The organism is Pseudoalteromonas luteoviolacea NCIMB 1944, from assembly GCF_001625565.1.
GTDB lineage: Bacteria > Pseudomonadota > Gammaproteobacteria > Enterobacterales > Alteromonadaceae > Pseudoalteromonas > Pseudoalteromonas luteoviolacea_F.
This window is the reverse complement of the sequence record NZ_AUXS01000075.1, coordinates 73,429-100,068: the sequence shown is the minus strand read 5'-3', so window position 1 is coordinate 100,068 and position 26,640 is coordinate 73,429. Positions and strand designations below refer to the sequence as shown.

Genomic DNA, 26,640 nt, shown 5'->3' with positions numbered 1-26,640 from the left:
CCTTGTTTATCAATATTTAAGATGCAGACACTGCATTGAAATACAAACGACAAACTGTCGTTTGCTTTGCACTTTTTGTCATGGCTCCCGCTGCGCGGCAGCTAAATTCAATAAAGCGCGAAGGCATGGTTTGGTCACTGCGAATATAAGTTCTAACAACTTGACCTGAGCCTGTCGAAAGCGATGCGCCAAAACCAAGCCTAGTGCTCGCTTTGAGTTTTCGCTCATTAGAGGTATTCACGCGCTGGCGACTGACTAAAGGTACCTGCTTTCTAATAACAAGGGCACATCCGGGTTGAGCAGTTGAGGTGATCTTACGCTCAGAAGAAGATGCAGCATAATAGCGAGAAGAGGCTGTGCGATGCCCAGAAATAGCACCAGCGAGTGAAAGTGTATTGCTACCCGCACGCGTTTTTGTGTGCGGCATAACTTTGGCATAAAGTCGACTCGACGCAAAGCCGTGGCTACTGCTAGCTGCGGCTATTTGCGACGACATTTTCATACCAACTAAAAAGTCAAAATGCGCCCTTTGGGGCTTAGTTTGATTGGTCACACGGTTAATCGCATCATATAACTTTTGGTCTAAAACCACCGTGCGACTGGTATAGGGCACGTCATTTGCCCATGCGATAAAAATAAAAGTGTGTGGCTCTCCGCTGTGATGAGGAGCAAGATATACATCATCAATATCTTCGAACCACTCAAAGAATTCAATCTCTAGTCCAAGCGACTCAAGTGCGCGCTTTACCGCCCCCACTGTGCCTTTGTGTTTGTGCACACTAACTGAATTAACAATCATTGCACGCTTTGTTTCAACAGGCCAATCTTCTTTCCATTCATCGACTGATAGTGCCCAAGCCAACCAGGGTAAAAGCGCCTCTGGGCAAGTCATGGGGTCCCATTGAGAGCCAATATAATCAGGGATCACGGTACGTGTGTCGAACTGCTCTCTGGTATGTGATAAATGTTGTTCTAATTGATATTCTAAATCTGTGCTATTGCGAGGCAGTAGTGATTTATCGCTCATATTTAGGCCTCGTCAGGAAATTGCAAGTTAATGTCTAGGTTGTACGCTTGGTTTACCGACGGCTGCAAGTCCTCTGTTGGGGTGAGCAATTTAACTTTTCTCACACCCGGCTGATGAAGCGAATCAATGATCCCTGAATGTGGAATTTCCATGCCCAGTTTACAATTCATCGCCATAAATGCATCGAGCGCTTGTAGTATTGTAAGTTCAACTTGCTGCTTGTTCGCACCTATATTTAGGTATATTTGAGCACTGAGCGCGGCTTTTGTTGGCATTACCCACTGCGTCACCACTTTATCTGTAATGGGTCGAATATCTTCATCATTTAAACGCGCATCAATATCTGCTTTTATGGCATTGGCCTGCGTTTCTGTCATTGTATTTATCAAAGCGTAGATGTTCACATACCCAGGTTGCTCAGAGTCAACATAAACGTCTTTCACCTGATCATTGGCTGATAAGGTATGATATTCATATGCACCTCTGGTTCCCGCCATACTGTAGCTTTCTAGTGACAAAGGAATGCGCTGTCGGTATCGCTCGTCGGCTTCGTCCGCATCTCTCCCTACACCAAACAAAGCACCGAGGTGATCCAAGTCATCACCTTGAGAAAATGCCAACATCACGGATTTAGCAGCATCATTGATCCTTTGACGAAGTAAAAGCTCTCGATAAGAGGCAACCTCAATTAATTTGATTGCTGGATCAGAGGCCAACAAAGCATGATCCGGCAACTTTTCGAGCAACGCTTGCTCCATTTGCTTATAAATCTCATCATAACTAAGCGCTTCAATAACCTGAGGTGGTGGCAGTTTAGCTAATTCGATGGCTGTACTCACAATTCGTCTCCTGATAATACGTTTGCACACGAACGCACATGCAATCTCATAGCTTGTGCACATGATTTAAGTGATTAATTACAAAGAATGGATTTTTAAACAGTGGCCTGTATAGGCACTAGGGGTTATTACGATTTGCACTCAACAAGGCATCGAGCTTTTTGTCGATAGAGTCGAGGCGCTTTTCGATCCGTTTTTGATCTTCCTTTCGGATCTGTTTCAAGTGCGCTAGCTCTTGGGAATTAGAAGTAATTCTTTTATCTAAGTCACTTAGGTATAAGATACTTGATACAACCAAGGCAATCGTCGTAAGAATGTGGGCCAAACTCAATTCCTTTTTCATTTGCCAGTTTTCAGGTTGTCTCACTTTGTTACTCCTTTCAACTTTTCAATGGTTCTGAGCCCAGCCAGACCTAACATGCCCAAAGTAAGCTCAAGCATCACCTCGAGTGGCAACACTGGCACACCATGCTCTGGAAATAGCCATTGCAAAATTGGATTGATCACAAAAGCAAATAAAAACCCAAGCCCACATACCCACATTAAAAATGGCCTTGCACCAGCGACAAAACGACTGCGGTGACTTGCCTGAACTGAGTTAATTTGCGCCTGTATTTCACTTTGCTTATTGAGCAACCTAGCCTTAATGACATGCTGCTCAAGCAACTCCTCTTCACTGGTGTACAGGTCGTCTATAATCTCACCAACCACTTGCAATGGTTCCTTTACACTGCCCGAAAACAAATTGGTTAACCAGTTCATGATTGCCACTCCCCGCTCAACATCTGCTGTGCTAATTCTTGCGCTCGAGTAGGTACTTGATTTGCCCAGCGGCTATCAAGCATTTCTACCGCGGCATCTTCAAACTCTCCTTGTTGCACATGAGCAAGCATTTTTTTGAATCCCATCAACCCTTGTAAGCCAATATTTAAGGCCATATTTGTCAGCACTGCGATCCTCGCTTCATTGCAATGCGAAACGTCAATACGACGCTTTACACCTGCCAGTGCATTTTGAATATCTTGCGCGAGTAAATACTCCGCCTCATCTTTATCCACTCCTTTATTGTCTAAATTTCTGCCATAACCTATCGTCAGTTTTCCTCCCGTACAGTAATACGGAAAGCGTCGATAGCCCTCATGTTTCTTGATTTGCTCAACCGTATTCATGATCGACATATGATTTCCTACTATTTAGTAGCTCAACTCCAGCATGAGCGTTCTTTCAGCCTTGGTTAGCCAAAACTCTGCCGAGCGCTTTGTATCAAAGCCAAGCATTTTTGCAGCCTGGCTCAGTTCAACATCCAGCAAATACTTTGCACGTATTGCTCGGATACATTCTGGCCGCAGTTTACTGATCAACTGCCCCAGTAATTCAATTTCTTCCGGTACATTCATCATGTCGCTGGAGAAGTAATTGGTACGTCCGCCCCCAGTTTGCTCGGTGACGGCTTGGCGGCTAAAGCCTTTACCCAGCTCTCGCTGACGCCAATATTTACCCCAACGTCTTAAGGCTGTGCGAATTTGTTTAATGGTTATTTGTGTCGCAATCATTGAGCTTTCCTATTACTTCTAATATATCGAGTGAATAAACATCTTCTACTAGACCAATCACATCATTCCATTTCGGACTGTACTCTTTATTTTCCCAGCGCCTGAGTGTGCGCTCTTCAATCCCATAATTGGCTGCAGACTCAGCTTGAGTGAAGCCGCGCATGCGTCTAGCAAAACGGAGGATCTCCGCGCCCAGCGGAGTTCGCTTATTTTTAAAAATTCTGTTTGATGAGTAACTTGACTGTGTCATTGCGATCCTTACCGATTGGTCAGTTAAGCTTCTTGGTGATGTGAAATGTGTTCAGCAAATGGTGAATTATCAGAGCCAAAAGCTGTGAGGTTTATAGAGACTGCTCGTTTTGCAGGGTTTGCTAATCAGTCTGTATTTATCGGCTTCCTTACAAGGAGGCGTTTGTGCCCATATATAATTATGAACAATTATTGAGGTGCTCTGAGCAACATAGAAGTTAACGGCTTTTCTTCATAGCTTTGCTGAGCATAGGTAAATAATACCTTTTTTTAGGAATTGAAACAGGTCAAAAATGCCCTAACAATAAAGACTTAAAAAAAACACACTCGTTTTCCATTTATTGGCCCACCGTTTTTGTTTCATTTTATTTTCAAATGTAAACAAGTAAAATTAAGCTCTTTTGAGCAATAAAAATGGATAATTGACAGCCGCTACTTAGTACACCCTGTGGTGCGACAGACCTTGTTTCGTGTCAAAAAGTACTCAAGACAGACTAACTTGCAGCCCTAATCGTCTGACTTGCATTGAATGCACCGTAAGTTGTAACTACAATAGCGGAAATAAAAAATAAGTCGGAACAGATTCATGGCTCAATATATTTATACAATGTCGCGGGTGAGCAAAGTTGTGCCACCTAAGCGTACTATCCTAAAAGACATTTCTTTGTGCTTTTTCCCTGGCGCGAAAATTGGTGTACTTGGTCTAAATGGCGCAGGTAAATCTACCCTACTACGCATCATGGCAGGTGTAGACACTGAGTTTGAAGGGGAAGCTCGTCCACAACCCGGTACGAAAATTGGTTACCTACCACAAGAACCTGTATTAGACGAAAGTAAAACCGTGCGCGAAACCATCGAAGAAGCGGTAAGTGAAGTTAAAAATGCTCTTACGCGCCTAGATGAAGTTTATGCTGAGTATGCAATGGACGGAGCTGACTTCGACGCGCTGGCAAAAGAACAAGGCGAACTAGAAGCTATCATTCAAGCTCATGATGGTCATAACTTAGACAATGCATTGGAACGCGCAGCTGATGCTTTGCGACTGCCTGAGTGGGATGCAAAAATTGAAAACTTGTCTGGTGGTGAACGACGCCGTGTTGCAATTTGTCGTCTGCTACTTGAAAAGCCAGACATGCTACTTCTGGACGAACCGACTAACCACCTTGATGCCGAATCAGTCGCATGGCTTGAACGCTTCTTGCACGACTATGAAGGTACTGTTGTAGCAATTACCCACGACCGTTACTTCCTAGACAACGTTGCAGGTTGGATCTTAGAATTAGACCGCGGCCATGGTATCCCTTGGGAAGGGAACTATACTTCTTGGCTTGAGCAAAAAGATGCACGTCTTAAACAAGAAGAAAAATCTGAGAAAGCACGCCAAAAATCAATTGAGAAAGAGCTTGAGTGGGTTCGTTCAAATCCAAAAGGCCGTCAAGCGAAATCGAAAGCGCGTATGGCTCAGTTCACCGAACTTCAGCAGTCAGATTATCAAAAACGTAACGAGACCAATGAACTCTTCATTCCACCAGGTCCGCGTTTAGGTGATCAAGTTATTGAAGTGAATAACCTGAAAAAAGGCTTTGGCGACCGCGTTCTAATTGACGACCTTAGCTTCTCTATGCCTAAAGGTGCTATCGTCGGTATTATCGGTGCCAACGGAGCGGGTAAATCAACGCTATTTAGAATGCTAAGCGGTGAAGAGCAACCAGACAGTGGTGAAATCAAATTGGGCGACACGGTCGAGCTTGCAACTGTAGAGCAGTTCCGTGATAACATGGACGACGGCAACACGGTTTTCCAAGAGATCTCTAACGGCCAAGATATTCTTAAAATTGGCAACTTTGAAATCCCAAGCCGTGCCTATGTTGGTCGATTCAACTTTAAAGGAAACGATCAGCAAAAGTTCGTAAAAGAACTCTCTGGTGGTGAGCGCAACCGTCTTCACCTTGCTAAACTGCTAAAAGCAGGTGGCAACGTGATCCTGCTGGATGAGCCGACCAACGACCTTGACGTTGAAACACTGCGAGCACTGGAAAACGCAATTTTGGAATTCCCAGGCTGTGTCATGTGTATTTCGCACGACCGTTGGTTCCTTGACCGTATAGCAACGCATATTCTTGATTACCGTGACGAAGGTCAAATTAACTTCTTCGATGGTAACTATACTGAATACGAAGAGTGGTTAAAGAAAACTTTTGGTGCTGAAGCGGCAGAACCTAAACGTATCAAATACAAAAAGATCGGTTAATTTGAACCACTTTTGATTTACAAGCCCTGACCTTTTTCAGGGCTTTTTTATATCTGGTTAGTCCGCCAAAATATGACTAAACTTGAATTAACAGTATGACGAGATCAACTTATGACAGAACGCAGAAAATTTTCCCGGATTTTATTTTCTAACGCAGCCACGCTGATGACAACCACTGGTGATTATCAGTGTGAGATTATTGATTTGTCATTAAATGGTGCCCTTATCACGCTCCCTATTGGACTCACTCCACTAAAAGGACAACCGGCAAGTTTAAAATTTATGCTGCCAGGCAGTGAAATTGAAATAAACATGGAAGTCGAAATTCGCCATATCGAGGAAGCTCATTTAGGGTTACACTGTGCACAAATTGACATAGACAGTGTTACCCATCTGAAACGTTTGATAGAATTAAACATCGGTGATGACGATATTCTTCACCGTGAATTGGAGCACTTACTACTTCACGAATAAGAACATAAAAGGTATATAACCTCATGATTTTGGAGTCTTTACAGGGATTCATTCCATTTATTTTGTATTTTTTGATCGGCTACTTGCTGATCCTTACTTTTTTATATGTTTATACCAAAATAACACCACACTGTGAGTGGAAACTGGTAAAGAAAGACAATCCTGCAGCGGCTGCAGCATTTGGCGGCACCTTGATTGGTTTCACTCTGCCAATTGCCAGCGCCGCCGTCAACGCAGTGTCATTGGTCGATTTTGCAATTTGGGGCATTATTGCGGGTGTAATGCAGCTAGTAACTTTCTTTCTAGTACGTCTATATATGCCTAAATTATCCGAGAAAATTGAAAATAACCATATAAGTGCTGGATTGTTTCTCGGTGGAGCTTCACTGGCAACGGGTATTCTTAATGCAGCCTGTATGACCTACTAAGGAGTAAGTATGAAACGCAGCAAGCAAATCAAACTTACTCTAATGATGGGCACCACAGCTGGTTTAGCTGGCTGCTCAGACTCTGAAGAATCTGCACTGCTCTTTAAAGATGTGGATGAATGCACATCATTTGGCGTTGAGACAGAGTCGTGCTTATATCATTACCAACAAGCCAAAGACCAACATTTATCTGAAGCTCCGCGATATGCTACTGAGCAGCTCTGTGAAAGTGACTTTGGATATGAGCGCTGTGAAAATAATGGCGGGTTATGGCGTCCGGTTATGGCAGGCTTTATGGTTGCATTACTTGCAGAAGCTGTAGACGAAGGCCTAGATGCGATGAAAAAGCGCAAAAAAAGAAAAGCAGCCTTTTTAAGCGGAAAATACTATTCAGGTGCCAAGCCTCTTTATCGCAGTAAAGACGACTTCTTTCAATATCGCAATGCACAAAATAGCGTCGTTTCCAGCGTCAACTCTGCCGGTACAACCACAGTAAAAAGCACGTCGATTAACTATCAACCTAAACCAAGTAAAACCGTAACACGAACAAAAAGTCGCGGTGGATTTGGCCGCAGTGCCAGTTCGAGGAGCTGGGGGGGATAACCTCTCCCTCCTCACACTAAACCAACTCCTACATATTATGCTAAGAATACCGATCCAGCCTCGAGCTGACTGGCAACAGCAAGCCAATGCATTGGGCTTTAAATTTCATACCATGCATGGCCAACCCTATTGGGATGAAAGTGCCTACTACCAATTTACGCTGACACAAATAGAACAAGATATTGAAGCACCCACACAGGAGCTTCATGAGATGTTGCTCTTTTTAGTTGATAAAATATGTGATGACGATGAGTTAATGCGCCGCTTTGCTATCCCTGAAAAGTTCTGGTCAACGGTCAGGCGCTCATGGCTGCGCAAAGATCCACATCTCTATGGTCGTTTTGATTTCTGCTACGACGGTACTTCCCATGCTAAGCTCTTAGAAGCCAATTATGATACGCCGACATCATTGTTTGAGACAGCTTATTGGCAATGGATGTGGTTAGAGCAGCAAGTATCAGCAGGAAGCCTGCCGAGAAACAGTGATCAATATAATAGTATTCAGGAGCAGCTGATTTCTCGATTTCGTCATATACACAAGTTCAATCGAAGTCATGCCCTGCACTTTAGTTGCTGCAAAGATACAGAAGAAGACAAAGGTACCGTGGACTACCTCAGAAGTTGTGCTCTTGAAGCAGGCATTCCTTGTCGATTTACCTACATTGAAGATATTGGGCTCAGCACTGAAAACCATTTTACGGATCTGGCTGATAATACTATTAATTGGTGTTTTAAGTTATACCCGTGGGAATTTATGTTTAGTGACGAGTATGCGGATCCGTTGCAAACTCTGTCCACTCAATGGTTAGAGCCTGCATGGAAATCTATACTATCCAACAAAGCCATTTTACCTTTACTTTGGCAATACTTTCCCAACCACCCCAATTTACTACCTGCTTATTTTGGTGATCAAAAACACAAACTAGACGCACAAAAAGGCAGTGTTAAGAAACCAATTTTCTCTCGTGAGGGCGCAAATATCGAAATATTGAAAGAGGGGAAAGTAATAGCGCATTCGCCTGGCACTTATGGAGATGAAGGGTACATATATCAGGAGTTTAAAGCACTTCCCAATTTTGCAGGTGAACATATCGTGGTCGGCAGTTGGGTGATAGGCGACCAACCAGCAGGGATTGGGCTTAGAGCTGATACGAGTTTAATCACACAAGATTTGAGCCGTTTCGTACCGCACGTAATTTTGGGTTGATAACACTGTTCAAAGTGACAAAAAAGCAGTCTCTCGACTGCTTTTTTGATTAGGATTTCTTCTGGTAAATTATCCCAGGATTACAACGTAACATTTCAAAGTCATTACTTAATCCCGCCATGGACTCCGATGCTCCCAAGAACAAATAACCATTTGGATTCAGTGCCTGAGCAAACTGAGAAATGATTTTCGCTTTGACTTCTGGAGAAAAATAAATCAATACGTTACGACAGAAGATAACATCAAACTTACCCAATAACGCGTAGGAATCAAGCAGGTTTAAATGACGGAAATTGACCATTTTACGAATTGGGTCAACAACACGCGCCATTCCATTACCGCTGTCCATGAAAAACTTTTTACGTCTCTCAGGAGATAACCCTCGCGCCAGTGCTAAGGCGTCATACTCGGCATTTTTACACATATCCAACATAGTGTTAGAAATATCTGTACCCACCACTTGGGCGCCCATTTTTAGCGCGCCAGGGTTTTGCGATTGATACTCACTGGTTGACATCGCAATCGAGTAAGGCTCTTGGCCTGAAGAGCTCGCCGCTGACCAAATCTTGACAGGTCTACGTAAATCCTTAAATTCAGGATAAATCTTCTTTTTAAGCAGTTCAAACGGGTACTGATCTCGAAACCACAAAGTCTCATTCGTCGTCATCGCATCGACCACAGCAGCTCTGAGCTGTCTTTCGTGTGGGCTGAGCGTTTTTGTCACCAATGACGATAATGAATCGACATTAAACCGGGACATTAAAGGCGCAAGGCGGCTTTTGACCAAATAAAGCTTATTATCGCCAAGTACTATGCCACACTGCTGCTCTAAAAAGGTGCGAAACTGATCGTACTCGCTTTGCTCTAAATGTTTATTTTCCAAGGTTTACCACCACTTATTAATCACAATGAACCCATTTTTTCACAGCCGAAGCCAGCTCATCCGGGTTAAATTTGGCAATAAAGTCATCTGCACCCACTTTTTCAATCATTGCCTGATTGAATACCCCACTGAGTGAAGTATGTAAGATGACATGTAAAGGCGCTAGCTTAGGATCTGCCTTAATTTCAGCCGTTAAGGTATAACCATCCATTTCTGGCATCTCTACATCAGAAATTAATAACCCAACACGCTCTGTGATATCGTTTTGGCAATCTACTTCTGCAATTTCTTTGAGTCTGATCAGCGCTTCTTTACCATTTTTCGCTAGTTCAGTTTGCACACCCAAAGGTTCAAGTGCTCTTTTTACTTGGTTTCGTGCAACGGCAGAGTCATCTGCAATAAATACAATACGCTCACCGAGATCTTTTTGCATCTCACCGTCTGCGACAATATCTTGACTAACTTCCGTATTTATTGGGCAGATCTCGTTCAATATTTTTTCAACGTCAAGGATCTCAACCAGCTCTTCCTCGATTTCTGTCACCGCTGTCACGTAAGAATATCGACCAGCTCCTGATGGCGGAGGCATGATACGTTCCCAATTCATATTCACGATGCGCTCAACTGCACCAACCAAAAAGCCCTGCACAGAGCGATTGTATTCGGCAATGATCACAAAACAATTTTTAATATCTTCAATTGGGGGCCCACCCACCGCAAGCGACATGTCAATTACGGAAATAGTTTGGCCACGAATATGTGCAACACCACGCACATACGAATTAGATTTTGGCATGGCGGTAAGAGGTGGGCACTGCAATACTTCTCTTACTTTAAAAACATTGATACCGAAGCGTTGGCGCCCCTTCAAACGAAAGAGTAATAGTTCAAGTCGGTTTTGACCCACCAACTGTGTTCGTTGGTTAACTGAGTCTAAAATACCTGCCATTTCATTCTCCTACTCAAAATACAGCTTATCGGAACAATGTTTGCTTGTCATATAGCATTCAAAGTTGCCCTTGAAGCGGTGAAGCAATTCACGCAAAATCTTTATACCTTGTTTCACCCCATAAGCATAGTCGAAACATCATGAGTTTGTTAAAAAATACAATTGCAGTTCAATTCTTTCTCATTTTGGCATATTTTTTAGCCAAGCAGCCTGTTTACGCTCACACCTATGAGCCAGTACAAATTCAGGAAGTCGCAATAAAGTATGTGGAAAAACATACCACTGAGGACCCAAAAGGGGAAGTCAATGTCTCTGCATTGCCGCTGGATTCACGGCTCCCTAATCGGCAATGTAAGTCGCCATTAAAAGTTTCTAGCAAAGCCTCACCTCCATTTAATCGTCAAGTTACCGTACAAGTTCGCTGCAACGACAAAAAGAACTGGGTACAGTTTGTGCATATAAAAATAGAAACTTTATACCCGGTCATAGTCAGTACTCAGCAGCTGGATAAAGGCACTGTTTTGCAAGCTGGCGACTTAAAAATGGCAATGCGACCAAAACACTTTGTTCGCGCTTCAAACATTGATAGCATTGATATGTTAGTTGGTAGTAAAACGAAACGTCGCATCCAAGCTGACAAAGCCATCAATTTACGTCATGTTTGTATGGTTTGTAAGGGAGACTCTGTCATAATAGTGGCTGGCAATGGGCACTTTGCTATCAAAACTCAGGGGATCGCCCTGCAAGATGGCAATCTCGGCGAGCAAATTCGTGTAAAAAATGTAAAATCAGGGAAAACCATCCGAGCACGCGTAAAAGATGTTGATTCCGTTGCGGTCAATATTTAAAATTTTTGCTAAAGTTAGTAGTGGAATGGTCGATAAAAAGACTGAAACAACTATTTTATATGGGTCAATGTCATGGTTAATAACATTAACGGTCAAAATCAGCCAAACAATGTTGCTAATAATATTAAGCAACAACGTGCTGAATTGCAAAGAAATGATGCAAGTAATACGGCAACAAAACCTGCTGCTCAACAAAAAGCGGCTTCAGACTCGGTTAGCTTGACGCCACAGGCACAGCAATTAAAAGGCTTGCAAGACAAAGCGCAGCAAACGCCGGCATTCGATAGTAAGAAAGTAGAAGAGCTTAAAAAAGCCATTGCAGAAGGTAAGTATCAGGTTGATGCTGAGAAACTTGCCAAAAATATAGCGGCATTTGAATTCGATTTATATGGATAAAGATATTGAGCTGTGTATACAGCAACTTACGGCACAAATTACATCACTAGAAGCTTTGACCCAGCTTCTAGACGATGAACTTAACGCGCTTAGCTCTAGAAATGGCGATGGCCTAAAAGACATCGCGCGGCAAAAAATTACCTTCTTAAATACAATACAGAAGACTGATAAAAGTTTATCAACTTACCCTAAAGAGTTGTTTCAAGACCCAGATGTGGCGCCCTTAACGGAGCAAATAAATTTATTGCTACTTAAATGCAAAAATCAAAACGAAGTGAATGCAAAAGCAGCTCATTTGGCGCACATGACAGTACGTGAATTGAAAGAGATTTTGATCGGTAGGCCAATGTCGACCACCTACACTGAAGAAGGAAATGTGGTTGAAAACGTAGGCGAAATCGTCAAAAACCTCAAAGCCTAAGTTAATCTTAGCGGCAAAAAAAGCACTGTACCGACAGTGCTTTTTTAGTTAGAAATGACTAGTAATAGGTGACTCGTTGAATTTTCTTCGGTTTTACCTGACCAATATAAAGGTCATATACGGTTTTCATATCAAGCTCCAACTCTGTGGTATAAATATCACCGACCGCATATGATTTGAGCACTCGGGCACCTCGGATCACCCCTTGAACTTGGCTACGCAAGCCGTCATTTTGCGCAACTACACCCCTTACGGTCGTCGTGGCGTTGAGCTGGTGGCCATAGACTTGCTCAGCTAGCTCTCGATACGCTTCCAATTTAGACACTTTAATTGCCATAAGCATTTTTTCACTATCGGTCGCTCCTGGCTGTGCATCCAATGGCGCGTACCCTATCGCTTTTAAAACCGGGTAGCTATCTGGTTGAACGTAACTATACTCTACATGTTTGTCGATAATTGAACTGCAGCCAGCAAGACCTACCACTACACCTATGGCTAAAATTTTGCTAATTTTAAATAACTTTCGCATATGTTACCGACTCCTAATCACGCCAAATTGCCTTTGTGTTTATACAGCATGCACAAATTGCGCCAATGCTATTGGCATAGGATTTGCTGAACTATGAAATAGAAGTCAAATTTTTGATATGGTATTAAACGATGAAAAAAGTGAGTAGTACAGCTCTTGTAGCCTGTTTACTAAGCTTTGGTGCTCAAGCAGAATGGTTTGAAGTAACAGGGTATGCAAATGCATACACAACTGACAGAGCGGCGGCAAGGCAAGAAGCAGTCCAAGATGCCATAACACAGGCGCTGATTTTTTCTGGTGCAACCGTATCAAGTATTCAAACGCTCGCAGATGGCGTGCTTGCACAAGATCACATCAAAATAAAAAGCCATGGCGAAATCCAAGAGATCAACCTAGTCTCAGAAAACACACAAGATGGTGTTATGAGTGTGACTCTTCACTTAGATATTTTCCCTAAACAACAGCAGTGCCCCGAAGAGTCGTTTAATAAACAGATCACGATAACACAAAGTCAACTGATGCAACCTCATCAAGCCAGGCTAGGTCAAATTTTTGACATACATAAATCAACCAGCGAGCGCATGTATCAGACATTGATGCAGCGCAATATGTCGGTCAAGCCTATTCCATTTATAGATAAAAGCATTAATGTACGCGCGTTCTTTTCACAAAACTTTGATTACGACGCCCAGCTTATTGAGAGCCTAACAGCCTCAAGCAATAGCCAATATGTATTGCTCAGCCAAATAACCGACCTCGCCAGTACACAGCAATTAAATAGTGACTATGCTTTTTGGCAAGATGACGAATACGTGAGAAGTTTCAAAATAGACTTTGCCGCTTTCGACGCAATCAGCAAAGATAAAGTGTGGCAACAACACTATAGCGTTACAGGCGTGTGGCCCTATGAAAAAACCAAGATCATTGACGTATATAGCGACACCTTTTGGCATACTGACTATGGCAAACGCATTCAAGGTGTTTTTAATAGCCTTGCACAAGATCTAAACCAAGCATTTTCATGTTTGCCAACAAAAGGTAGGATCCTTCATAAAGACCAAGATCAGGTTGTAATTAACTTAGGCAGTGCCCATGGATTGCAAGAAGGGCAGATTTTGAGTATTGCACATCGCAGTGACGTAGCAGGTGAGAGAAACCAGTTTTTTACTCGTAGTATTCAAACAATCAATCGGGTCAAGGTGACACAAGTTAACGCTCAAAATGCCATCGCGAAAAATATAAACAGCAGACCGATGAACAATATTCAAATAAACGATATTGTCGAGCTTATCATCGCCCCCAGCGAAGACTTTGCGCTTTAACGCGGCTTCTCTAGTGCCTGTTAAATTCACATTGTAGCGGCTGGCGTCCCCGGTAGGAATCGAACCTACATCAAAGCCTTAGGAGGGCCCCGTTTTATCCATTAAACTACGGGGACACGCCATCACATCAAAGATTAAACCCTTGATTGTGCGGTTACATTTATAACAGCGCTAAACCCTAAATGACAAGTATATTTTAAAAATAGTACGCAAAAACAGAAACCTAAATGCGCAACTAAGATATGGAGTTATAAATGAGTTAGTTGTGGTGCAATGGCTTGACTACATATAACAGTCAAGCCTAGCTTATCGATAAGTGACTGTTGCACTGGGGTGAAGTATAAAATAGGGAATAATGACATTACTGCTTGCCACGACCAAACGGCTATCAAAGTCCAACAGTCTAGAGTTGACCTCAACTCCCCTATCACGATAGATCATAGTTCCGGTTAGAACATGGCTTGGCACAGGGTTTTGTGGGAGTTTTTTGGCGTCTCGAGACAGAATAAAGTCACCATTTCTAGTTACTGCTATACCGCGGTGAGATTTAAAGTCGAGCGCGGGGTAACCCAATTTTTGAAATTGGTGGATCATCGACTCAGCCAACTGATTTCCCAGCTGATTGCTGTTTCGTAAACTTTTGTCAAAACTCACAAAACTCGTAATTGCAACAGCATTGGGAGAAACCCCCGACATGGAATCTGTTAACTCCAATGCTATTTGTCCAGCATAATTGGCCAGCTGCTTATTGTGGGAGTAGCTAACAAACCCCGGGTCGGTGTACTCGACCTCTGGGGACATATTTAGCTCATTGGCTAACTGAGCAAGCTGCAACGATTGCTGTGCTTGTTTCGATTGCTGTCCTTTGGGCACTATTTGCGAATGCTGACTGCTCTCACAGCCAAACAGCGCTACTAGGCAGCTAACTAATGCTATGCTGTGTTTCATTGCCATTACCTGCTTGCTCTTTCCAAACGAATGCCATCGTGGCCAATGCCATCACGTAACGCGTTAACAACCGACTGAGGTAAAAACCCTTGTGCAGTACCTACCACGGCTTTGCTTTTTACACCGACAATTCGAGCATTGACTAGCACGCCACCTTGATGATTTGCCAAAGTACCCGCCAACACGTAATTAAAAGTATGCTCATCAGATAACTCTAAAAAGTCGCGGCTAAATATGAAGTCCCCTTGCTTAGTAACCCGCATAAAGTCGGTCGTTTTAAAGTCAACAACAGGTACGCCAAAGTTGTGTAACTCGTGAACGAAGCTCTCTGACAACTGGTTACCTAGCAACGAGCCATAGTTATAGTCTTCATCTAAAAAGACAAAGGTCGCTACCGCGATTGGCGTTCGATCGTTTACATAGCGTAAGTTACCAATCATGTCTTGCATCAAATTTTGTACATAGTGGGTCACATTTCGACTTGCCATTTGCTGAGACACGGTCATGCCATGCATTCCACCTGGGTGTACCTGAAACTGGCTTTCAGAGCTAGCAAAAGCATTTTTATCTACCACCATTGCATTACTGTTATGACGCTCACTGTCGGTACTCGAGCAGCCGAATAACACAGGCAATAAAAGTGATAATGCATACTTTTTCATATCTTTCTCCGTTAATATTGACCGCGATGAAGTAACCCATCTCGCATTTGTACTTGCTCTGTTCCCCACAAGGTCTCTTTTGGCAAGCTAATCGAAGCGGCTGACATTGTCTTGCTATTGACCATATCAATCAGCCTCGCATGTATGGTGTAAGAATTAATACTCTCACTCACACTGCCTGTCAAAATAAGGTCAAATTTGTGACGTTCTTTGAGTTTTTCTATATCTCGGCTCAAAACGCTATCGGCACTGTCTGATAGGTTGATCGCTTTTTGCATCCGAAATTCAACAACCTGTAAGCCCATTTGCGTTAAATACGTAATGAAACTCTCTTGCACTTGATTACTCAAACCAGCGCCTTGATTATTTAACGTATCGGCACCTAGCCCATTATCTTTAAAAAAGCTGGTGACAGCGACTGAAACGCCTGGCTTTAGTGGCTTGCTATATTGACTTAACTGAGTCGCTAACTCTCCAACATAGCTGTGAACGCTGCGCATAGGTGGCGCCGGCTTTGGGTTTTGTTTTGCACTTGAGCCAACCCAAGCGCTTGTGCTACATCCTGCAAGCAAGCTTACAAACACCAAGATTAGAAATCGCATAATGACATACCTCTGGTTTATTGACGTACATAATGCAAAAATCGAACCAAAGCAGGGCTTATACGATATAAAAGTTGCTCAAAGTATTATATCGTCGTGTCTTGTATGAAGTTGATTAAAACTTATTGCGAAACGGAAATTCGTTCAACCTTACACGCTATGTGATTTTGCTTAAGCTTAAGGCAAGCTCTTGCCGCCTGCGGTGACTGTTTAGCAAACGTGTAACCAAGTAAGTATTTTTTTCGCTTTTTGTCATGTACGTAAAAAGGCTTTGTCGGAAATAAATGCCTCGACCGTTTAGACTCTATCGCTACGTAGGCCTTTAATATTGTCAAAGAATCGAACTCCCCTCCCTTGGCAATATAACCTGTATAATGGGGTAATTGTGTCACTAACAAATCAACTTCAAGTAACACGTCACCACGATTTGAAAGCGCCACTTCTACCGTATTTTGCTGCCTAAAGTTGTCCGTAGAACGTTTTTTGACTCTCGCTTCATATTTACCCGGGCGGATACTACTGAAGACGTAGTAACCATCGTAGGCAGATTTAACCGTCGCGACCACCTTTTGATTGCGATCAACCAACTCAATATCAGCATACGCCAAAGGTTGCTCTTGCCCGGTTAGATCTTTTTCATACGCCACACCTTCGAGCTCGCCAGCATGCACCACCGGATACTCCAAATAAGCGAGAAACCCTTTGCGAGGCGTGATAGAACGGCCATCATGTGCAGCAATAAAAAATGGATCTGGCAGTGACTCTTCATCCATCACAATGTCTGTTTGTCTATTGAGCGGCATGTTTCCTAGTAAGGCAACCCCTTTAGTATCTGTAAACGCTTGGGAAAAACCTTGTACTGATCGAATCTTCACGCCCTCCAGCAGCCTATCATTGCCATCAAATATCGCATTGTTGTTGTGATCTAAAAAGACTTTGACTAATACCGAGCCTGTACTGGCAAGACGCCTGTCCGTGATAAAAAACTCATTGCTATAACTTTGATAACCTAAGCTAAACTGTCCAGTCAGCCCGACTTGCCAATCATCGTTTTGTAGATAGCTAAATCGTCCAGTTAGTCTAAACCTGTCGTGTTGCCAATTCACCCCAGCACCGATTTCATAATCTTCATTAAGCAACGATTTAGTGTAGTCAAACTCGACATCAAACTGGCTGTCTAGAATACGGCTCAACTGTATTTGATAGTCAGATAACTGCTTTTGTGGATGCAGCTGATAACCCAATCCAATCCGGCCATAGGTGCCTTTGACTCGTCCTTGCCAACGAGTAACCCCCTTTACTATATGATCTGATGCCGGATCGGGTTGATGGTAATCGAGCTGATTACTGAAAGTGCCATATTGCGTTGCCATAGAGAGTAAATTGGACCCCAAGAAGTCGCTTCCAGTTTGTTCACGACGCCAGTTAAGCGTGTTTTGATAATTCAACCGCAGATGATTGTGTCTGTATAGCGTGCCAGCAGCCCGAACGGCAAACTCTTGTGTATGTTGCTGCGATGCTTGTCCCGGCTCAGTACGCATTTTGTGATCGGTTAGTACAAAACTAAATGCATGCTGATTTACCTGCGTACGACCTTGGAACTGATAATAACGTGCGCCCTGTTCATCACGGCTTAAATCCACGTTTAAAATGCCTTTACTCCAAACGTCATAACTTGCCCCCATATTGAGCTGATAAGCATTTTTTTGCCCCTCTAAGCCATAGCGCATGCCGCCATATACAGAGAGGTCATCACTGAGACCATAGTCATATCTACTGACTAGATTCCAGCCCAGAATATCAGGCATGCCTACGTTGTCACCCAATAGCGTTTTTCCAGTTTCAACAATCGATGTATCATAATACCCTTCACCTTCAGCAATATTGGTCCCTGCAACAAAGTAGGAGCGACTCTCTTGTAATACTTGGCCTTGCGGCCCATACATCACAAGTTCAAATTCATTGCTACCAAAATAGAGTTCTATAGAATCAAAATCATATAAACCAGATTGCACGTTTAGCCTTTGATCTATCATCAACCCGTTTTGATAAAGCTCCACATCCCAACCAACCTGTATCACACCACTGATCCTCACAGATTGCGTGTCAATTTGCCTGTATAGAGGCCTGTCACTCACACGGATCCCTCGAGTATATGAAGTGCGATAGTTACCTCCTATACGCGTACCAAGTACATCTCCAACCTCAACTTGAGTTGCCATAATGGGACCAAAATCAATCCCTCTTTCATTTTCTCTGCTTGCGCTGATACGACTTTCACTTAAAAGATCGCCTGAACGACCACTTAAAAAGTAGCTGGTGTTCCAAAATGCGATATCTTGACTACCAAGCAAAGATAGAGAAGCGACATTGTCTTTCAAATTCATTGTGTTAAATGAACCTTGAATATCAAGTAAAGGCGGGCTCCACGCTTGATAGGGAGTTGCTTTCCAAGGCAGAACTGGTGATTGTTGAGCTGTTCCTGGACTGAACTGACGGTTTTGTCTCTCGATACGCCGCTCAATGGGTAGCTTTTGTTCGCCCCTCACTTGCAACTTTAAATCTTGATAATTGAACTTAAACTGCAACCCAAACCAGTTCGACACTCTGCGAGCATCAAAATAGACTTCACCGTCAACCAGGGCGAAATCGCTTGGGTCAAAGTGCTCTATTTGGCCCGATACAAAGGCTTCTCTGAGTACTAAATCAAGTGAAAAGCGCTGTGCTTGGTCAATAAACCATCCGCTGTATTGAGCGCCACTTTGATCATATGAAATTGCAAAATCTAAAGCTGAGAACAAGCTTTGTAACTCTAGTTGAACCCCGGTTTCACTCTTCCTTGCAAATACCTCGGAGAGATAATAACCATCTATATAGAGTGAAAAAAACAACACTTCATCGGTTTGAATACGGTGTTCGCCATAGCTCAGCACGGAGTGTGTTTGTCTCTGTGTGCTCTCTATATTGGCATGACTGAAATAAGGGATCGCTGCACTAAAGCATACTAGCACAGCAATAAAACACTTGGAGATCACAGCTGGGGTTAATTCGCTATATCAAAAGTGCGTTGTGAGAATATCAGGTTTCGATACTCTTCTTGACCCGTATAGGTGACGCGCAATTGTCCGCCGCCCTTTAACACCTTACCTGCCAAAATGTTTAATTCGACGCTTGCGTTAGTGACCTCAGGGTAAATTGCGTAATTGTTTGCTGTTGCCACAACTTGCCACTCCTTCGCACCTTTAGGCTGCCAATGAGCTTGCAATTTTCCAAGCGCACTGGCGCTACCACTTCTTTGCAAGTCTATTGCAATCACGGTGTTGCCATTTAAATCAGTGGATAGCTTTGTCGCCATAATACGCACTTCAGGCGCAACAACGTCTTTTCGATAAATGACAGGAATGCTGTAACTCAATATCATATTTAGGCTAATGCCGATTGCTTCAGAGTTATCTAGTTGCTCTGTCGGTAAGGCTTGAAATAATAAATGAGAGCGATACTCACCGGCGCTCATTCCTTGTTTTCGGCGCAACGCCAACTTAACAGCCTGTCTTTCACCGGGTGCCAAATGTACTTGCCTTGGTGTCATTCTCATCAAGTGGCTCAATTTCCACGGGCCGACCTGTTCAGATTGAAGGTCTTGATATCCCCCAAAGGGTAAAGCGCGCTTCTCCTTCCATCCCAAGCGATACGTTTTCGCTTCACTGCCATTGTTAATTAGGAATACTTTGGCTGTGCGTTGACGTTCATCAAACACTACGCGCGTTGGCGAAATCATCAAAGAGGCATACACTGCCTGAGTAAAAAAAGAAAGGGCCACAAAGCCGATACATACCAATTGCTTTTTCATAAAACTAATAACTTACTTCTATATTTGCCCATACACGGTAAGTACCGTCTGGATACTGGGTAGATTGAGCTCCAATCTCAATGGTTCCCCCCACCTTCAATAAAGCGTTGCCTTGTGCGTCACTAAATAGTCTATCTACATGTTCTAGCTGCACCAAGTTTATTCCCTGTACGTATAAATTGCTGTGGGAAAGCATAGGCGTGATAATACTTGTTGAAACAGTGACACTATGTAAAGCAGGTAACGAAGAAAAAAGCAATTCTGCCGCTTGCCCTCCAGATACCAAATGCACAGGGCCGCTGGTTACATTATGTCCACTCGCGCCGATTTGAACACGGCCAACTTGGGTGTGATCAGCAATAACGATTGTGCCAAAATCCAACGGTGTGATCACCTCAGTTCGGCTGCTAACAGAGTTACTTATTAACAATAAGAACCCGAACAATACAGCGCGAAGGCTACCTTTTGCATGCTGTTTTTTACAAACTGTGCGCAACGACAAAGCTAATAGCCTTTAGTAACTCACTTCCAGTGTGAAAGTGCCAATATAATCCCCATCTAGGTAATTAGCAGAGTTACCCGTCGTTGTTGATAAGGTTGCGCCAATATTAAAAACAGCCTCACCATTTTCGTTTACTTGAATTTGCTTACCAACAACAGGAGTCGAGTTCGACGCCCCCGTTTCGATGTAATATGTAAATGAACCAAGCTTAAATCCAGCAGCGCCACTGCCACTACCTGCAGCCAATGAAACATCGGTCTCAACAGGATCGGTAATAGACAAAGTCGCAAAAGGCACAACACCGGAAATTTGGAATTGAGCCGGGCTACCAGCTGAAATAATGGCAATCTCAGCATTACTCACATTAGTGGAAGCAACTGTCGGCGTTTGTGTCGTATCAGCAGGGATCGTCAATGAGGCAGTATCGGTACCTGTATTATCAGCCACAGCTCGAATTGTACCAAAGTCTAAGTCATTGTTTTTGACCAGTTGAAACGCATTTTTAACTTTCACTTTGGCATCAAATGTCGCTTTTTGCGCACTGAAAGAAGCAAATGGTAATACAGCTATCGCTGTCATTAAACCTAGCTGTTTTAAGTTATTTTTCATACTTTTATCCTATACAAATCACAACATAAATAAAGCGTGATTAAAATTAGTTATCTCGCGATGGCTTATTCTGAGTGATAGCTCTAAAACAAGCTTACACGTACTGCCCGATAGGTATAAAATCAGTCCCTATATTTATACATTTATATATAATTTTTAAGTTCAGAGCAATGTCTAGTGACCCTAGATATCGCTTTACAAAATACGCTTGCCTCTTGTCGAGAACTAAAGCCGTATGCAGTGACAAAAAATAATTTCCTGTCTTGGTGAGGCTCAATAATATGAGCATTGACACCATTAAATACGAGTGGATAGCTTTGCCTGATTATATTGATCCGTGCCTGGACCTGCTGTGCTTGTGACAATGCTGCATCTCGCTTTAAATGAATTCCTACCACGAAATCAGGGATCTGCAACCTTTTCTCGGTTTGATCCGTCACACTCACCAGAGGTACATCGTGCGTTTCGGCAAACGACTCTTTTGTCGAGTCAGACTTAACCGCGTGTTTAACCACCGGTTGAGTGGGCTGCAAGTAACTATGTACATCAGGAACTTCTGCCTGTGTAGAGAGCAATTTAAGTAACTGGGTCAAGTCACCTTCCATTTTTGCCAAACGCTCAATACTGGCCTTATTTTCTTCATACGAGGAAACCAAAGCTTTATGGGCGTGTATCGCTTCTTGCTGAGCCACTTTTTCTTCAAATGTCTGGGTTGAATTTGCACAGCCGATTAAGCACAGTGAGATTAACACTGTAAGTGAAGTTGATAACCAAAGCTTGGTAGGCATACAGCACATTCCACCTTAACAAATTTATAGACGCGATTTACTACTTAGCTAAGGCGTTAGACTGACTAAAAAAGACTGGTTTGTCCAATAAATCGGATAAAAACCTTAGTTTTTGAGCAAAAAAAGAACAAAAAGCCTGATTTCAATTAAAATTGGAGCAATACAAAAGAATGACATGCAAAAAAGGGACAAATAGGGCCTGATAAAATTTATCTAGCCCTAACCTGCTCAGAGTTTAAACTGAAAATGGATATTGAATGGCATCATGATGCTGATAGTTAGTCACTTCGAAGTCATCCAAAGTTACCCAAGTCTCTAAATCTTCAAAGCTCTTGATATCAGGATTGATATGCAATTGCGGTGAAGCAAATGGTGTTCGTTTTAATTGTACATCGCGCATTAACTCAAGTTGATCTTCATAAATATGCGCATTCACAATCTTATGAAATGCCTTACCAGCTTCAAGGCCTGTTATCTGAGCAACCAGTTTAAGCAAGGTAAATACTTGGATCGCATTAAAATTGCCGCCTAGTGGTACATCTTGGCTACGCTGGTAGCTATTCAAATACAATACGCCATCTAATATGGAAAATTGATGCTGAAACATACAAGGGCGTAAACAGCCTAAATGGAATGAGCCTGGATGATAAAAAGTGATAATTTCACCTCTATTATCTATTCCTTTAGACAAATCGTCTATCACTTGTTTGATTAGATCGACACTCCCACCATCTGGCTTTGGGAAGTTTCTGGCAACAGCACCATAAACAAACCCCATGTCATCTTCCCCTTTACGGTTCGGATTATTGAGCCAGTCTTGGTTTTCGTTTGCGTTGGCATTCCATGTGTTGCAGCCAATTTCTCGAAATTGTGCCGCACTGTCATAACCTCGTAGGTAACCCAGTAACTCTGCAATTGCGGCCTTCCAAAAACTTTTCCTAGTCGTATCTAGCGGAAACTCATTTTTATCGACGTGATAGGTCAAATCAGCATTAATCACCGTCAGGCATCTTTTACCTGTTCTTTTATTTTCAACCCACTTGCCCTCATCGACAATGCGCTGACATAAGTCTAAATATTGCTTCATTAACGTAACCCTATCACTCTACTAAAATCAACTGTGTCATATCATACACTGCCAGTTGACGCTAAACCATCATTGCTGGCGTGATAAATACAACGAGTGCCTCAAGACCCTCACACGTACACTGAAAATAATGGCAGTTCATTTGTGTACTTTTTCTTGCTAGCTTAGATTTGCTTTAATCAATATATATAAGGAAAATTATGAAGCTTACAATCAAGAAAACCCCCCTAAAAAAACTATCTAGTGATAAAGCACTACAACCAAAAGTTACAAACTTTGTTGCTGGTGGTGAACCTGACTTGTGTCCTACAGTAGGTCAAGGAACATGTATCAATGCGGTACACAACAGTGGCTGCTTCACGGCAAGGGAGCAAGATTGCCCTGTCGCGTCGTAACGACGTCAAAAAAGAAGCAAGGTTCATTTGAACATTGCTTCTTTAAGTTAAACACCCAATTAGCCGTTATTAATAGCAATACTTTGATTAAACTTTACAATATCTTGGCGCTTCAAAAGGCTATAAAAGGCGGGCAGGACAATAAGCGTAAGTACAACAGCGCTTGTCATACCGCCTACTAAAGGCGCGGCAATACGGCTCATCACTTCAGAACCCGTTCCAGTTCCATATAATATTGGTAGTAACCCAACAATAATGGTTGTAACCGTCATCATAACAGGCCTAACTCTCAACCCGGCCCCATAAATTAGCGCATTCATATAGTCTGTATCTGAAATAACGGTGGCGTTATTTTGCGCGTTTTCTTTGAGATCTTTGAGTGCTTGGTTGAGATAGACCAACATGATCACGCCTATCTCTACTGCAACGCCGGCAAGCGCAATGAAGCCAACCCCCACAGCCACCGAGAAATTAAACCCTTCCCAATACATTAACCATATTCCACCAATCATGGCCATAGGCAGGGTTATCAGTATCAACATCACCTCTCTTAGTGCTTTAAAATTCAAATAAAGTAAAATCACAATGATTGCGAGCGTGAGAGGCAATACATATGAAAGCTTTGCTTTTGCTCTTTCCATATACTCATATTGACCAGCCCAAATAATCGAATAACCAGCAGGTAGATCAAGTTCTGTCGATAAATAAGCCTTTGCATTTCGTACATAAGTGCCGACATCAATTCCGTCAATATCGATATATGTCCACCCATTCAAACGCGCATTTTCACTTTTTATACTCGCAGGTCCGGTATCAATATAAACCTCAGCGACGTCACCTAACGTAATGTGTTTTCCTGATGGCGTGATCACAGGCAACATGGCGAGCTTTTCCGGTGAGTCGCGGTAATGTTGTGGATAGCGAATATTAATAGGGTAACGCTCCTGCCCCTCGATAGTTTGTGTCACAACAGCGCCTCCAATCGCAGTCGATACCACTTGCTGAACATCGGCAATATTTAATCCAAAACGACTGGCCTGCACTCGGGAAATATCCACCTTAATATATCGGCCACCAGCAACTCGCTCAGAGTACACCGACGCGGTTCCGGCAACTGCGGGTAAAATACGTTCAATTTGCTGACCAATATCTTGAATGACCGCAAGATCTGGACCTGCGACTTTGATACCAACAGGGGTTTTAATCCCAGTTGCCAACATATCTATCCGCGTTTTAATTGGCATTACCCACGCATTCGTCAGCCCAGGGAATTTAACGAGGCTATCTAGTTCAGCTTGCAAGCTCTCTGTGGTCACACCTTCGCGCCATTGCGATTTAGGCTTCAATTGAATAAAGGTTTCAATCATAGTGAGCGGTGCCGGATCTGTTGCAGTTTCTGCACGCCCTACTTTACCAAAAACATTCTCTACCTCAGGTACTGTGCGGATCAATTTGTCAGTTTGCTGCAATAACTCACGCGCTTTGCCAATCGATATTCCCGGGTAGGTCGTGGGCATGTACATTAAGTCGCCTTCATCTAGTGGTGGCATAAACTCGCTGCCGATTTTACTCACCGGATAAAAGCCCACAACAGATACCACAACCGCTAATAGAATGGTGCTTTTAGGAAATCGCATCACCTGCTTTAGTACGGGCATATACAGGGCTATTAACATGCGATTTATAGGATTCTTCTTTTCTGAAAGTACCTTACCGCGAATGAAGTACCCCATGAGCACAGGCACCAAGGTAATAGCTAACCCAGCCGATGCAGCCATAGCATACGTTTTTGTATAGGCAAGCGGTTCAAACATTCGCCCTTCCTGAGCTTCCAATATAAATACAGGTAAAAATGAAACGGTAATTATCAACAAACTAAAAAACAATGCAGGGCCCACTTCTGATGCTGACTTGGTAACTATTTCCCAGCGGTTTTCATCAGTCAGTGGCGTTTTTTCCATATGTTTATGCATATTTTCAATCATCACAATCGCCCCGTCAGTCATGGCGCCGATCGCTATGGCAATACCTCCCAATGACATGATATTGGCGTTTATTCCCTGAAGGTGCATGATGATAAAAGAAGCCAGTATTCCGAGTGGCAATGAGATCACCGCCACAATAGACGACCTTAGGTGGAATAAAAAAACCACGCAGATCACAGCCACGACAATTAACTCTTCCGTCAATTTTTGCCATAAGTTATCAACTGCCGCCTCAATTAGCTGAGAGCGATCGTAAACAGGCACTATTTTTACACCCTTTGGTAAAGACTGCTTCAACGACTGTAGTTTTTCTTTAACCCCCTCGATGGTCGCCTGTGCATTTTCTCCTGAACGCATCACTACAATTCCACCAACGACTTCGCCTTCACCGTTAAGCTCTGCAACACCTCGGCGCATTTGCGGCCCCAAACGCACTTGTGCGACTTGCCCAATTGTCAGTGGGGTACCTTTAATACTGACACCCAACGGGATTTGCTCAATATCCCTGATCGAACCTATATACCCGGTAGCAGTCACCATATACTCGGCTTCTGCCAATTCGATTACCGAAGCCCCCGTTTCTTGGTTACCCTGCTTGAGTGCTATTTCAATTAAGCTCAAAGGGATGTCATATGCTCTCAGTTTGTTTGGGTCTATTTCTACTTGATACTGCCTTACCATCCCACCTACGGTGGCGACTTCAGACACCCCTGATACCGTCTGCAGTTCATACTTTAAAAACCAATCCTGGATACTGCGCAGCTGGCTAAGGTCGTGCTTTCCTGAACTATCAGTCAGCGCATACATATAGATCCAACCAACCCCAGTAGCATCGGGGCCAAGCTGTGGTTTTGCTGAGTCAGGTAAACTGGCAGCGGCTTGATTCAAGTATTCAAGAACTCGGCTTCGCGCCCAGTAAAGGTCGGTGTCGTCGTCAAAAATAATATAGACATAAGAATCGCCAAAAAAGGAAAAGCCACGCACAGTTTTAGCGCCGGGAACCGACAACATCGCTGTACTGAGCGGAAAGGTTACCTGATCTTGCACCACCTTCGGTGCCTGACCTGGATAACTGGTTTTGATAATCACCTGCACATCAGATAAGTCAGGGATCGCATCGACAGGCGTATGTTTTAGCGAATAGATCCCGCCAAACGTCAACACTAGTGTCATCAGCACCACCAACAAGCGATTGTTTACAGACCATTTGATAATTGATTCAATCACGCTCGG

The 26,640-nt window shown here is 43.1% G+C and carries 30 protein-coding genes and 1 tRNA gene; 10 read left to right on the top strand and 21 right to left on the bottom strand.

Annotated elements, in window-relative coordinates; translation table 11 throughout:
* Positions 1 to 16 precede the first annotated feature (16 nt).
* The 7 genes from N483_RS23050 to N483_RS23020 form a co-directional block, all read right to left on the bottom strand.
* The gene (locus tag N483_RS23050) at positions 17 to 1,027 is read right to left on the bottom strand and encodes a phage tail protein I (protein WP_023397101.1); all 1,011 of its coding nucleotides are present in this window, start codon (positions 1,025 to 1,027) and stop codon (positions 17 to 19) included.
* A 2-nt stretch (positions 1,028 to 1,029) separates the two neighbouring features.
* The gene (locus tag N483_RS23045) at positions 1,030 to 1,866 is read right to left on the bottom strand and encodes a baseplate assembly protein (RefSeq protein ID WP_023397102.1); all 837 of its coding nucleotides are present in this window, start codon (positions 1,864 to 1,866) and stop codon (positions 1,030 to 1,032) included.
* 118 nt (positions 1,867 to 1,984) lie between these two features.
* Complete coding sequence (locus tag N483_RS23040) at positions 1,985 to 2,233, bottom strand: hypothetical protein (RefSeq protein WP_023397103.1); 249 nt, start codon at positions 2,231 to 2,233, stop codon at positions 1,985 to 1,987.
* A complete protein-coding gene (locus tag N483_RS23035) occupies positions 2,230 to 2,628 on the bottom strand; it encodes a 3TM-type holin (protein ID WP_023397104.1) in 399 nt (132 codons plus the stop codon). The genes N483_RS23040 and N483_RS23035 overlap by 4 nt, the downstream gene beginning before the upstream one ends.
* Positions 2,625 to 3,044 (bottom strand): glycoside hydrolase family protein, encoded by a 420-nt coding sequence (locus N483_RS23030; protein ID WP_023397105.1) that lies wholly within the window; start codon positions 3,042 to 3,044, stop codon positions 2,625 to 2,627. Before N483_RS23030 ends, N483_RS23035 begins: the two co-directional genes overlap by 4 nt.
* A 15-nt stretch (positions 3,045 to 3,059) precedes the next feature.
* A complete protein-coding gene (locus tag N483_RS23025; RefSeq protein ID WP_023397106.1) occupies positions 3,060 to 3,419 on the bottom strand; it encodes a hypothetical protein in 360 nt (119 codons plus the stop codon).
* Complete coding sequence (locus N483_RS23020) at positions 3,394 to 3,669, bottom strand: helix-turn-helix domain-containing protein (RefSeq protein WP_023397107.1); 276 nt, start codon at positions 3,667 to 3,669, stop codon at positions 3,394 to 3,396. The genes N483_RS23025 and N483_RS23020 overlap by 26 nt, the downstream gene beginning before the upstream one ends.
* 585 nt (positions 3,670 to 4,254) lie before the next feature.
* Here N483_RS23020 and ettA point away from each other — a divergent pair.
* From ettA to N483_RS22995, 5 genes are all read left to right on the top strand, one after another.
* The gene (gene ettA, locus N483_RS23015; protein WP_023397108.1) at positions 4,255 to 5,919 is read left to right on the top strand and encodes an energy-dependent translational throttle protein EttA; all 1,665 of its coding nucleotides are present in this window, start codon (positions 4,255 to 4,257) and stop codon (positions 5,917 to 5,919) included.
* Between the two features lie 111 nt (positions 5,920 to 6,030).
* Entirely contained in the window at positions 6,031 to 6,393 is a 363-nt protein-coding gene (locus N483_RS23010; RefSeq protein ID WP_023397109.1) for a PilZ domain-containing protein, read from the top strand.
* 23 nt (positions 6,394 to 6,416) lie between these two features.
* Positions 6,417 to 6,821, top strand: a complete 405-nt coding sequence (locus N483_RS23005) for a DUF350 domain-containing protein (RefSeq protein ID WP_023397110.1) — start codon at positions 6,417 to 6,419, stop codon at positions 6,819 to 6,821.
* A gap of 9 nt (positions 6,822 to 6,830) precedes the next feature.
* On the top strand, positions 6,831 to 7,424 hold the full coding sequence (locus tag N483_RS23000; protein ID WP_023397111.1) for a DUF1190 domain-containing protein: 594 nt from the start codon (positions 6,831 to 6,833) through the stop codon (positions 7,422 to 7,424).
* A 37-nt stretch (positions 7,425 to 7,461) separates the two neighbouring features.
* On the top strand, positions 7,462 to 8,631 hold the full coding sequence (locus tag N483_RS22995) for a glutathionylspermidine synthase family protein (protein WP_036974786.1): 1,170 nt from the start codon (positions 7,462 to 7,464) through the stop codon (positions 8,629 to 8,631).
* 49 nt (positions 8,632 to 8,680) lie between these two features.
* Here N483_RS22995 and N483_RS22990 read toward each other — a convergent pair whose 3' ends face one another.
* Positions 8,681 to 9,514: a CheR family methyltransferase gene (locus N483_RS22990; protein WP_023397113.1), complete on the bottom strand. Its 834-nt coding sequence runs from the start codon at positions 9,512 to 9,514 to the stop codon at positions 8,681 to 8,683.
* A gap of 16 nt (positions 9,515 to 9,530) precedes the next feature.
* The gene (locus N483_RS22985) at positions 9,531 to 10,463 is read right to left on the bottom strand and encodes a chemotaxis protein CheV (RefSeq protein ID WP_023397114.1); all 933 of its coding nucleotides are present in this window, start codon (positions 10,461 to 10,463) and stop codon (positions 9,531 to 9,533) included.
* A 140-nt stretch (positions 10,464 to 10,603) separates the two neighbouring features.
* Here N483_RS22985 and flgA point away from each other — a divergent pair, with 140 nt between their 5' ends.
* The 3 genes from flgA (at position 10,604) to flgN (ending at position 12,128) form a co-directional block, all read left to right on the top strand.
* Complete coding sequence (gene flgA / locus N483_RS22980; RefSeq protein ID WP_023397115.1) at positions 10,604 to 11,311, top strand: flagellar basal body P-ring formation chaperone FlgA; 708 nt, start codon at positions 10,604 to 10,606, stop codon at positions 11,309 to 11,311.
* A 72-nt stretch (positions 11,312 to 11,383) separates the two neighbouring features.
* A complete protein-coding gene (gene flgM / locus N483_RS22975; RefSeq protein ID WP_023397116.1) occupies positions 11,384 to 11,707 on the top strand; it encodes a flagellar biosynthesis anti-sigma factor FlgM in 324 nt (107 codons plus the stop codon).
* Positions 11,700 to 12,128 carry a flagellar export chaperone FlgN gene (gene flgN / locus N483_RS22970; protein WP_023397117.1) on the top strand — a complete coding sequence of 143 codons (429 nt, stop codon included), beginning with the start codon at positions 11,700 to 11,702 and terminating at the stop codon, positions 12,126 to 12,128. Before flgM ends, flgN begins: the two co-directional genes overlap by 8 nt.
* 58 nt (positions 12,129 to 12,186) lie before the next feature.
* Here flgN and N483_RS22965 read toward each other — a convergent pair whose 3' ends face one another.
* Positions 12,187 to 12,657, bottom strand: a complete 471-nt coding sequence (locus tag N483_RS22965; RefSeq protein ID WP_023397118.1) for an LPP20 family lipoprotein — start codon at positions 12,655 to 12,657, stop codon at positions 12,187 to 12,189.
* Positions 12,658 to 12,788: 131 nt separating this feature from the next.
* On the opposite strand from N483_RS22965, the gene N483_RS22960 reads away from it, so the two are divergent.
* Complete coding sequence (locus tag N483_RS22960) at positions 12,789 to 13,979, top strand: flagellar assembly protein T N-terminal domain-containing protein (protein WP_023397119.1); 1,191 nt, start codon at positions 12,789 to 12,791, stop codon at positions 13,977 to 13,979.
* 41 nt (positions 13,980 to 14,020) lie between these two features.
* Here N483_RS22960 and N483_RS22955 read toward each other — a convergent pair.
* From N483_RS22955 to N483_RS22910, 10 genes are all read right to left on the bottom strand, one after another.
* A tRNA-Arg gene (locus N483_RS22955) sits at positions 14,021 to 14,095 on the bottom strand.
* A gap of 190 nt (positions 14,096 to 14,285) precedes the next feature.
* Positions 14,286 to 14,927, bottom strand: a complete 642-nt coding sequence (locus N483_RS22950; RefSeq protein ID WP_036974836.1) for a FlgO family outer membrane protein — start codon at positions 14,925 to 14,927, stop codon at positions 14,286 to 14,288.
* 5 nt (positions 14,928 to 14,932) lie between these two features.
* Positions 14,933 to 15,589 carry a FlgO family outer membrane protein gene (locus N483_RS22945; RefSeq protein WP_023397121.1) on the bottom strand — a complete coding sequence of 219 codons (657 nt, stop codon included), beginning with the start codon at positions 15,587 to 15,589 and terminating at the stop codon, positions 14,933 to 14,935.
* 11 nt (positions 15,590 to 15,600) lie between these two features.
* The gene (locus tag N483_RS22940; protein ID WP_023397122.1) at positions 15,601 to 16,191 is read right to left on the bottom strand and encodes a FlgO family outer membrane protein; all 591 of its coding nucleotides are present in this window, start codon (positions 16,189 to 16,191) and stop codon (positions 15,601 to 15,603) included.
* 122 nt (positions 16,192 to 16,313) lie between these two features.
* The gene (locus N483_RS22935; RefSeq protein ID WP_155250697.1) at positions 16,314 to 19,202 is read right to left on the bottom strand and encodes a hypothetical protein; all 2,889 of its coding nucleotides are present in this window, start codon (positions 19,200 to 19,202) and stop codon (positions 16,314 to 16,316) included.
* Positions 19,203 to 19,234: 32 nt separating this feature from the next.
* Positions 19,235 to 20,041 (bottom strand): molecular chaperone, encoded by an 807-nt coding sequence (locus N483_RS22930; RefSeq protein WP_023397124.1) that lies wholly within the window; start codon positions 20,039 to 20,041, stop codon positions 19,235 to 19,237.
* Positions 20,042 to 20,045: 4 nt separating this feature from the next.
* Entirely contained in the window at positions 20,046 to 20,471 is a 426-nt protein-coding gene (locus tag N483_RS22925) for a DUF4402 domain-containing protein (protein ID WP_172642393.1), read from the bottom strand.
* An 84-nt stretch (positions 20,472 to 20,555) separates the two neighbouring features.
* Positions 20,556 to 21,152 (bottom strand): DUF4402 domain-containing protein, encoded by a 597-nt coding sequence (locus tag N483_RS22920; protein WP_023397126.1) that lies wholly within the window; start codon positions 21,150 to 21,152, stop codon positions 20,556 to 20,558.
* Positions 21,153 to 21,295: 143 nt separating this feature from the next.
* On the bottom strand, positions 21,296 to 21,940 hold the full coding sequence (locus tag N483_RS22915) for a hypothetical protein (protein WP_023397127.1): 645 nt from the start codon (positions 21,938 to 21,940) through the stop codon (positions 21,296 to 21,298).
* A 235-nt stretch (positions 21,941 to 22,175) separates the two neighbouring features.
* A complete protein-coding gene (locus N483_RS22910) occupies positions 22,176 to 23,027 on the bottom strand; it encodes a thymidylate synthase (protein ID WP_023397128.1) in 852 nt (283 codons plus the stop codon).
* Between the two features lie 200 nt (positions 23,028 to 23,227).
* Between N483_RS22910 and N483_RS22905 the strand changes: the two genes are divergently transcribed.
* Positions 23,228 to 23,422 (top strand): hypothetical protein, encoded by a 195-nt coding sequence (locus tag N483_RS22905; protein ID WP_023397129.1) that lies wholly within the window; start codon positions 23,228 to 23,230, stop codon positions 23,420 to 23,422.
* A gap of 59 nt (positions 23,423 to 23,481) precedes the next feature.
* Here the strand turns inward: N483_RS22905 and N483_RS22900 are convergent, their stop codons facing one another.
* Positions 23,482 to 26,634 carry an efflux RND transporter permease subunit gene (locus N483_RS22900; RefSeq protein ID WP_023397130.1) on the bottom strand — a complete coding sequence of 1,051 codons (3,153 nt, stop codon included), beginning with the start codon at positions 26,632 to 26,634 and terminating at the stop codon, positions 23,482 to 23,484.
* Between the last annotated feature and the right edge of the window lie 6 nt (positions 26,635 to 26,640).

Excerpts from the sequence above, each read along its gene's own strand:
- N483_RS22945 (WP_023397121.1), bottom strand. The coding sequence starts at position 15,589 with ATGAAAAAGTATGCATTATCACTTTTATTGCCTGTGTTATTCGGCTGC.
- N483_RS22965 (WP_023397118.1), bottom strand. The coding sequence starts at position 12,657 with ATGCGAAAGTTATTTAAAATTAGCAAAATTTTAGCCATAGGTGTAGTG.
- N483_RS22930 (WP_023397124.1), bottom strand. The coding sequence starts at position 20,041 with ATGAAAAAGCAATTGGTATGTATCGGCTTTGTGGCCCTTTCTTTTTTT.
- N483_RS23010 (WP_023397109.1), top strand. The coding sequence starts at position 6,031 with ATGACAGAACGCAGAAAATTTTCCCGGATTTTATTTTCTAACGCAGCC.
- flgM (WP_023397116.1), top strand. The coding sequence starts at position 11,384 with ATGGTTAATAACATTAACGGTCAAAATCAGCCAAACAATGTTGCTAAT.
- N483_RS23030 (WP_023397105.1), bottom strand. The coding sequence starts at position 3,044 with ATGTCGATCATGAATACGGTTGAGCAAATCAAGAAACATGAGGGCTAT.
- N483_RS22960 (WP_023397119.1), top strand. The coding sequence starts at position 12,789 with ATGAAAAAAGTGAGTAGTACAGCTCTTGTAGCCTGTTTACTAAGCTTT.
- N483_RS22950 (WP_036974836.1), bottom strand. The coding sequence starts at position 14,927 with ATGAAACACAGCATAGCATTAGTTAGCTGCCTAGTAGCGCTGTTTGGC.
- N483_RS22915 (WP_023397127.1), bottom strand. The coding sequence starts at position 21,940 with ATGCCTACCAAGCTTTGGTTATCAACTTCACTTACAGTGTTAATCTCA.
- N483_RS23035 (WP_023397104.1), bottom strand. The coding sequence starts at position 2,628 with ATGAACTGGTTAACCAATTTGTTTTCGGGCAGTGTAAAGGAACCATTG.
- ettA (WP_023397108.1), top strand. The coding sequence starts at position 4,255 with ATGGCTCAATATATTTATACAATGTCGCGGGTGAGCAAAGTTGTGCCA.
- N483_RS23000 (WP_023397111.1), top strand. The coding sequence starts at position 6,831 with ATGAAACGCAGCAAGCAAATCAAACTTACTCTAATGATGGGCACCACA.
- N483_RS22940 (WP_023397122.1), bottom strand. The coding sequence starts at position 16,191 with ATGCGATTTCTAATCTTGGTGTTTGTAAGCTTGCTTGCAGGATGTAGC.
- N483_RS22995 (WP_036974786.1), top strand. The coding sequence starts at position 7,462 with ATGCTAAGAATACCGATCCAGCCTCGAGCTGACTGGCAACAGCAAGCC.
- N483_RS22985 (WP_023397114.1), bottom strand. The coding sequence starts at position 10,463 with ATGGCAGGTATTTTAGACTCAGTTAACCAACGAACACAGTTGGTGGGT.
- flgN (WP_023397117.1), top strand. The coding sequence starts at position 11,700 with ATGGATAAAGATATTGAGCTGTGTATACAGCAACTTACGGCACAAATT.
- N483_RS22920 (WP_023397126.1), bottom strand. The coding sequence starts at position 21,152 with ATGAAAAATAACTTAAAACAGCTAGGTTTAATGACAGCGATAGCTGTA.
- N483_RS23005 (WP_023397110.1), top strand. The coding sequence starts at position 6,417 with ATGATTTTGGAGTCTTTACAGGGATTCATTCCATTTATTTTGTATTTT.
- N483_RS23020 (WP_023397107.1), bottom strand. The coding sequence starts at position 3,669 with ATGACACAGTCAAGTTACTCATCAAACAGAATTTTTAAAAATAAGCGA.
- N483_RS22910 (WP_023397128.1), bottom strand. The coding sequence starts at position 23,027 with ATGAAGCAATATTTAGACTTATGTCAGCGCATTGTCGATGAGGGCAAG.
- flgA (WP_023397115.1), top strand. The coding sequence starts at position 10,604 with ATGAGTTTGTTAAAAAATACAATTGCAGTTCAATTCTTTCTCATTTTG.
- N483_RS22905 (WP_023397129.1), top strand. The coding sequence starts at position 23,228 with ATGAAGCTTACAATCAAGAAAACCCCCCTAAAAAAACTATCTAGTGAT.
- N483_RS23025 (WP_023397106.1), bottom strand. The coding sequence starts at position 3,419 with ATGATTGCGACACAAATAACCATTAAACAAATTCGCACAGCCTTAAGA.
- N483_RS23050 (WP_023397101.1), bottom strand. The coding sequence starts at position 1,027 with ATGAGCGATAAATCACTACTGCCTCGCAATAGCACAGATTTAGAATAT.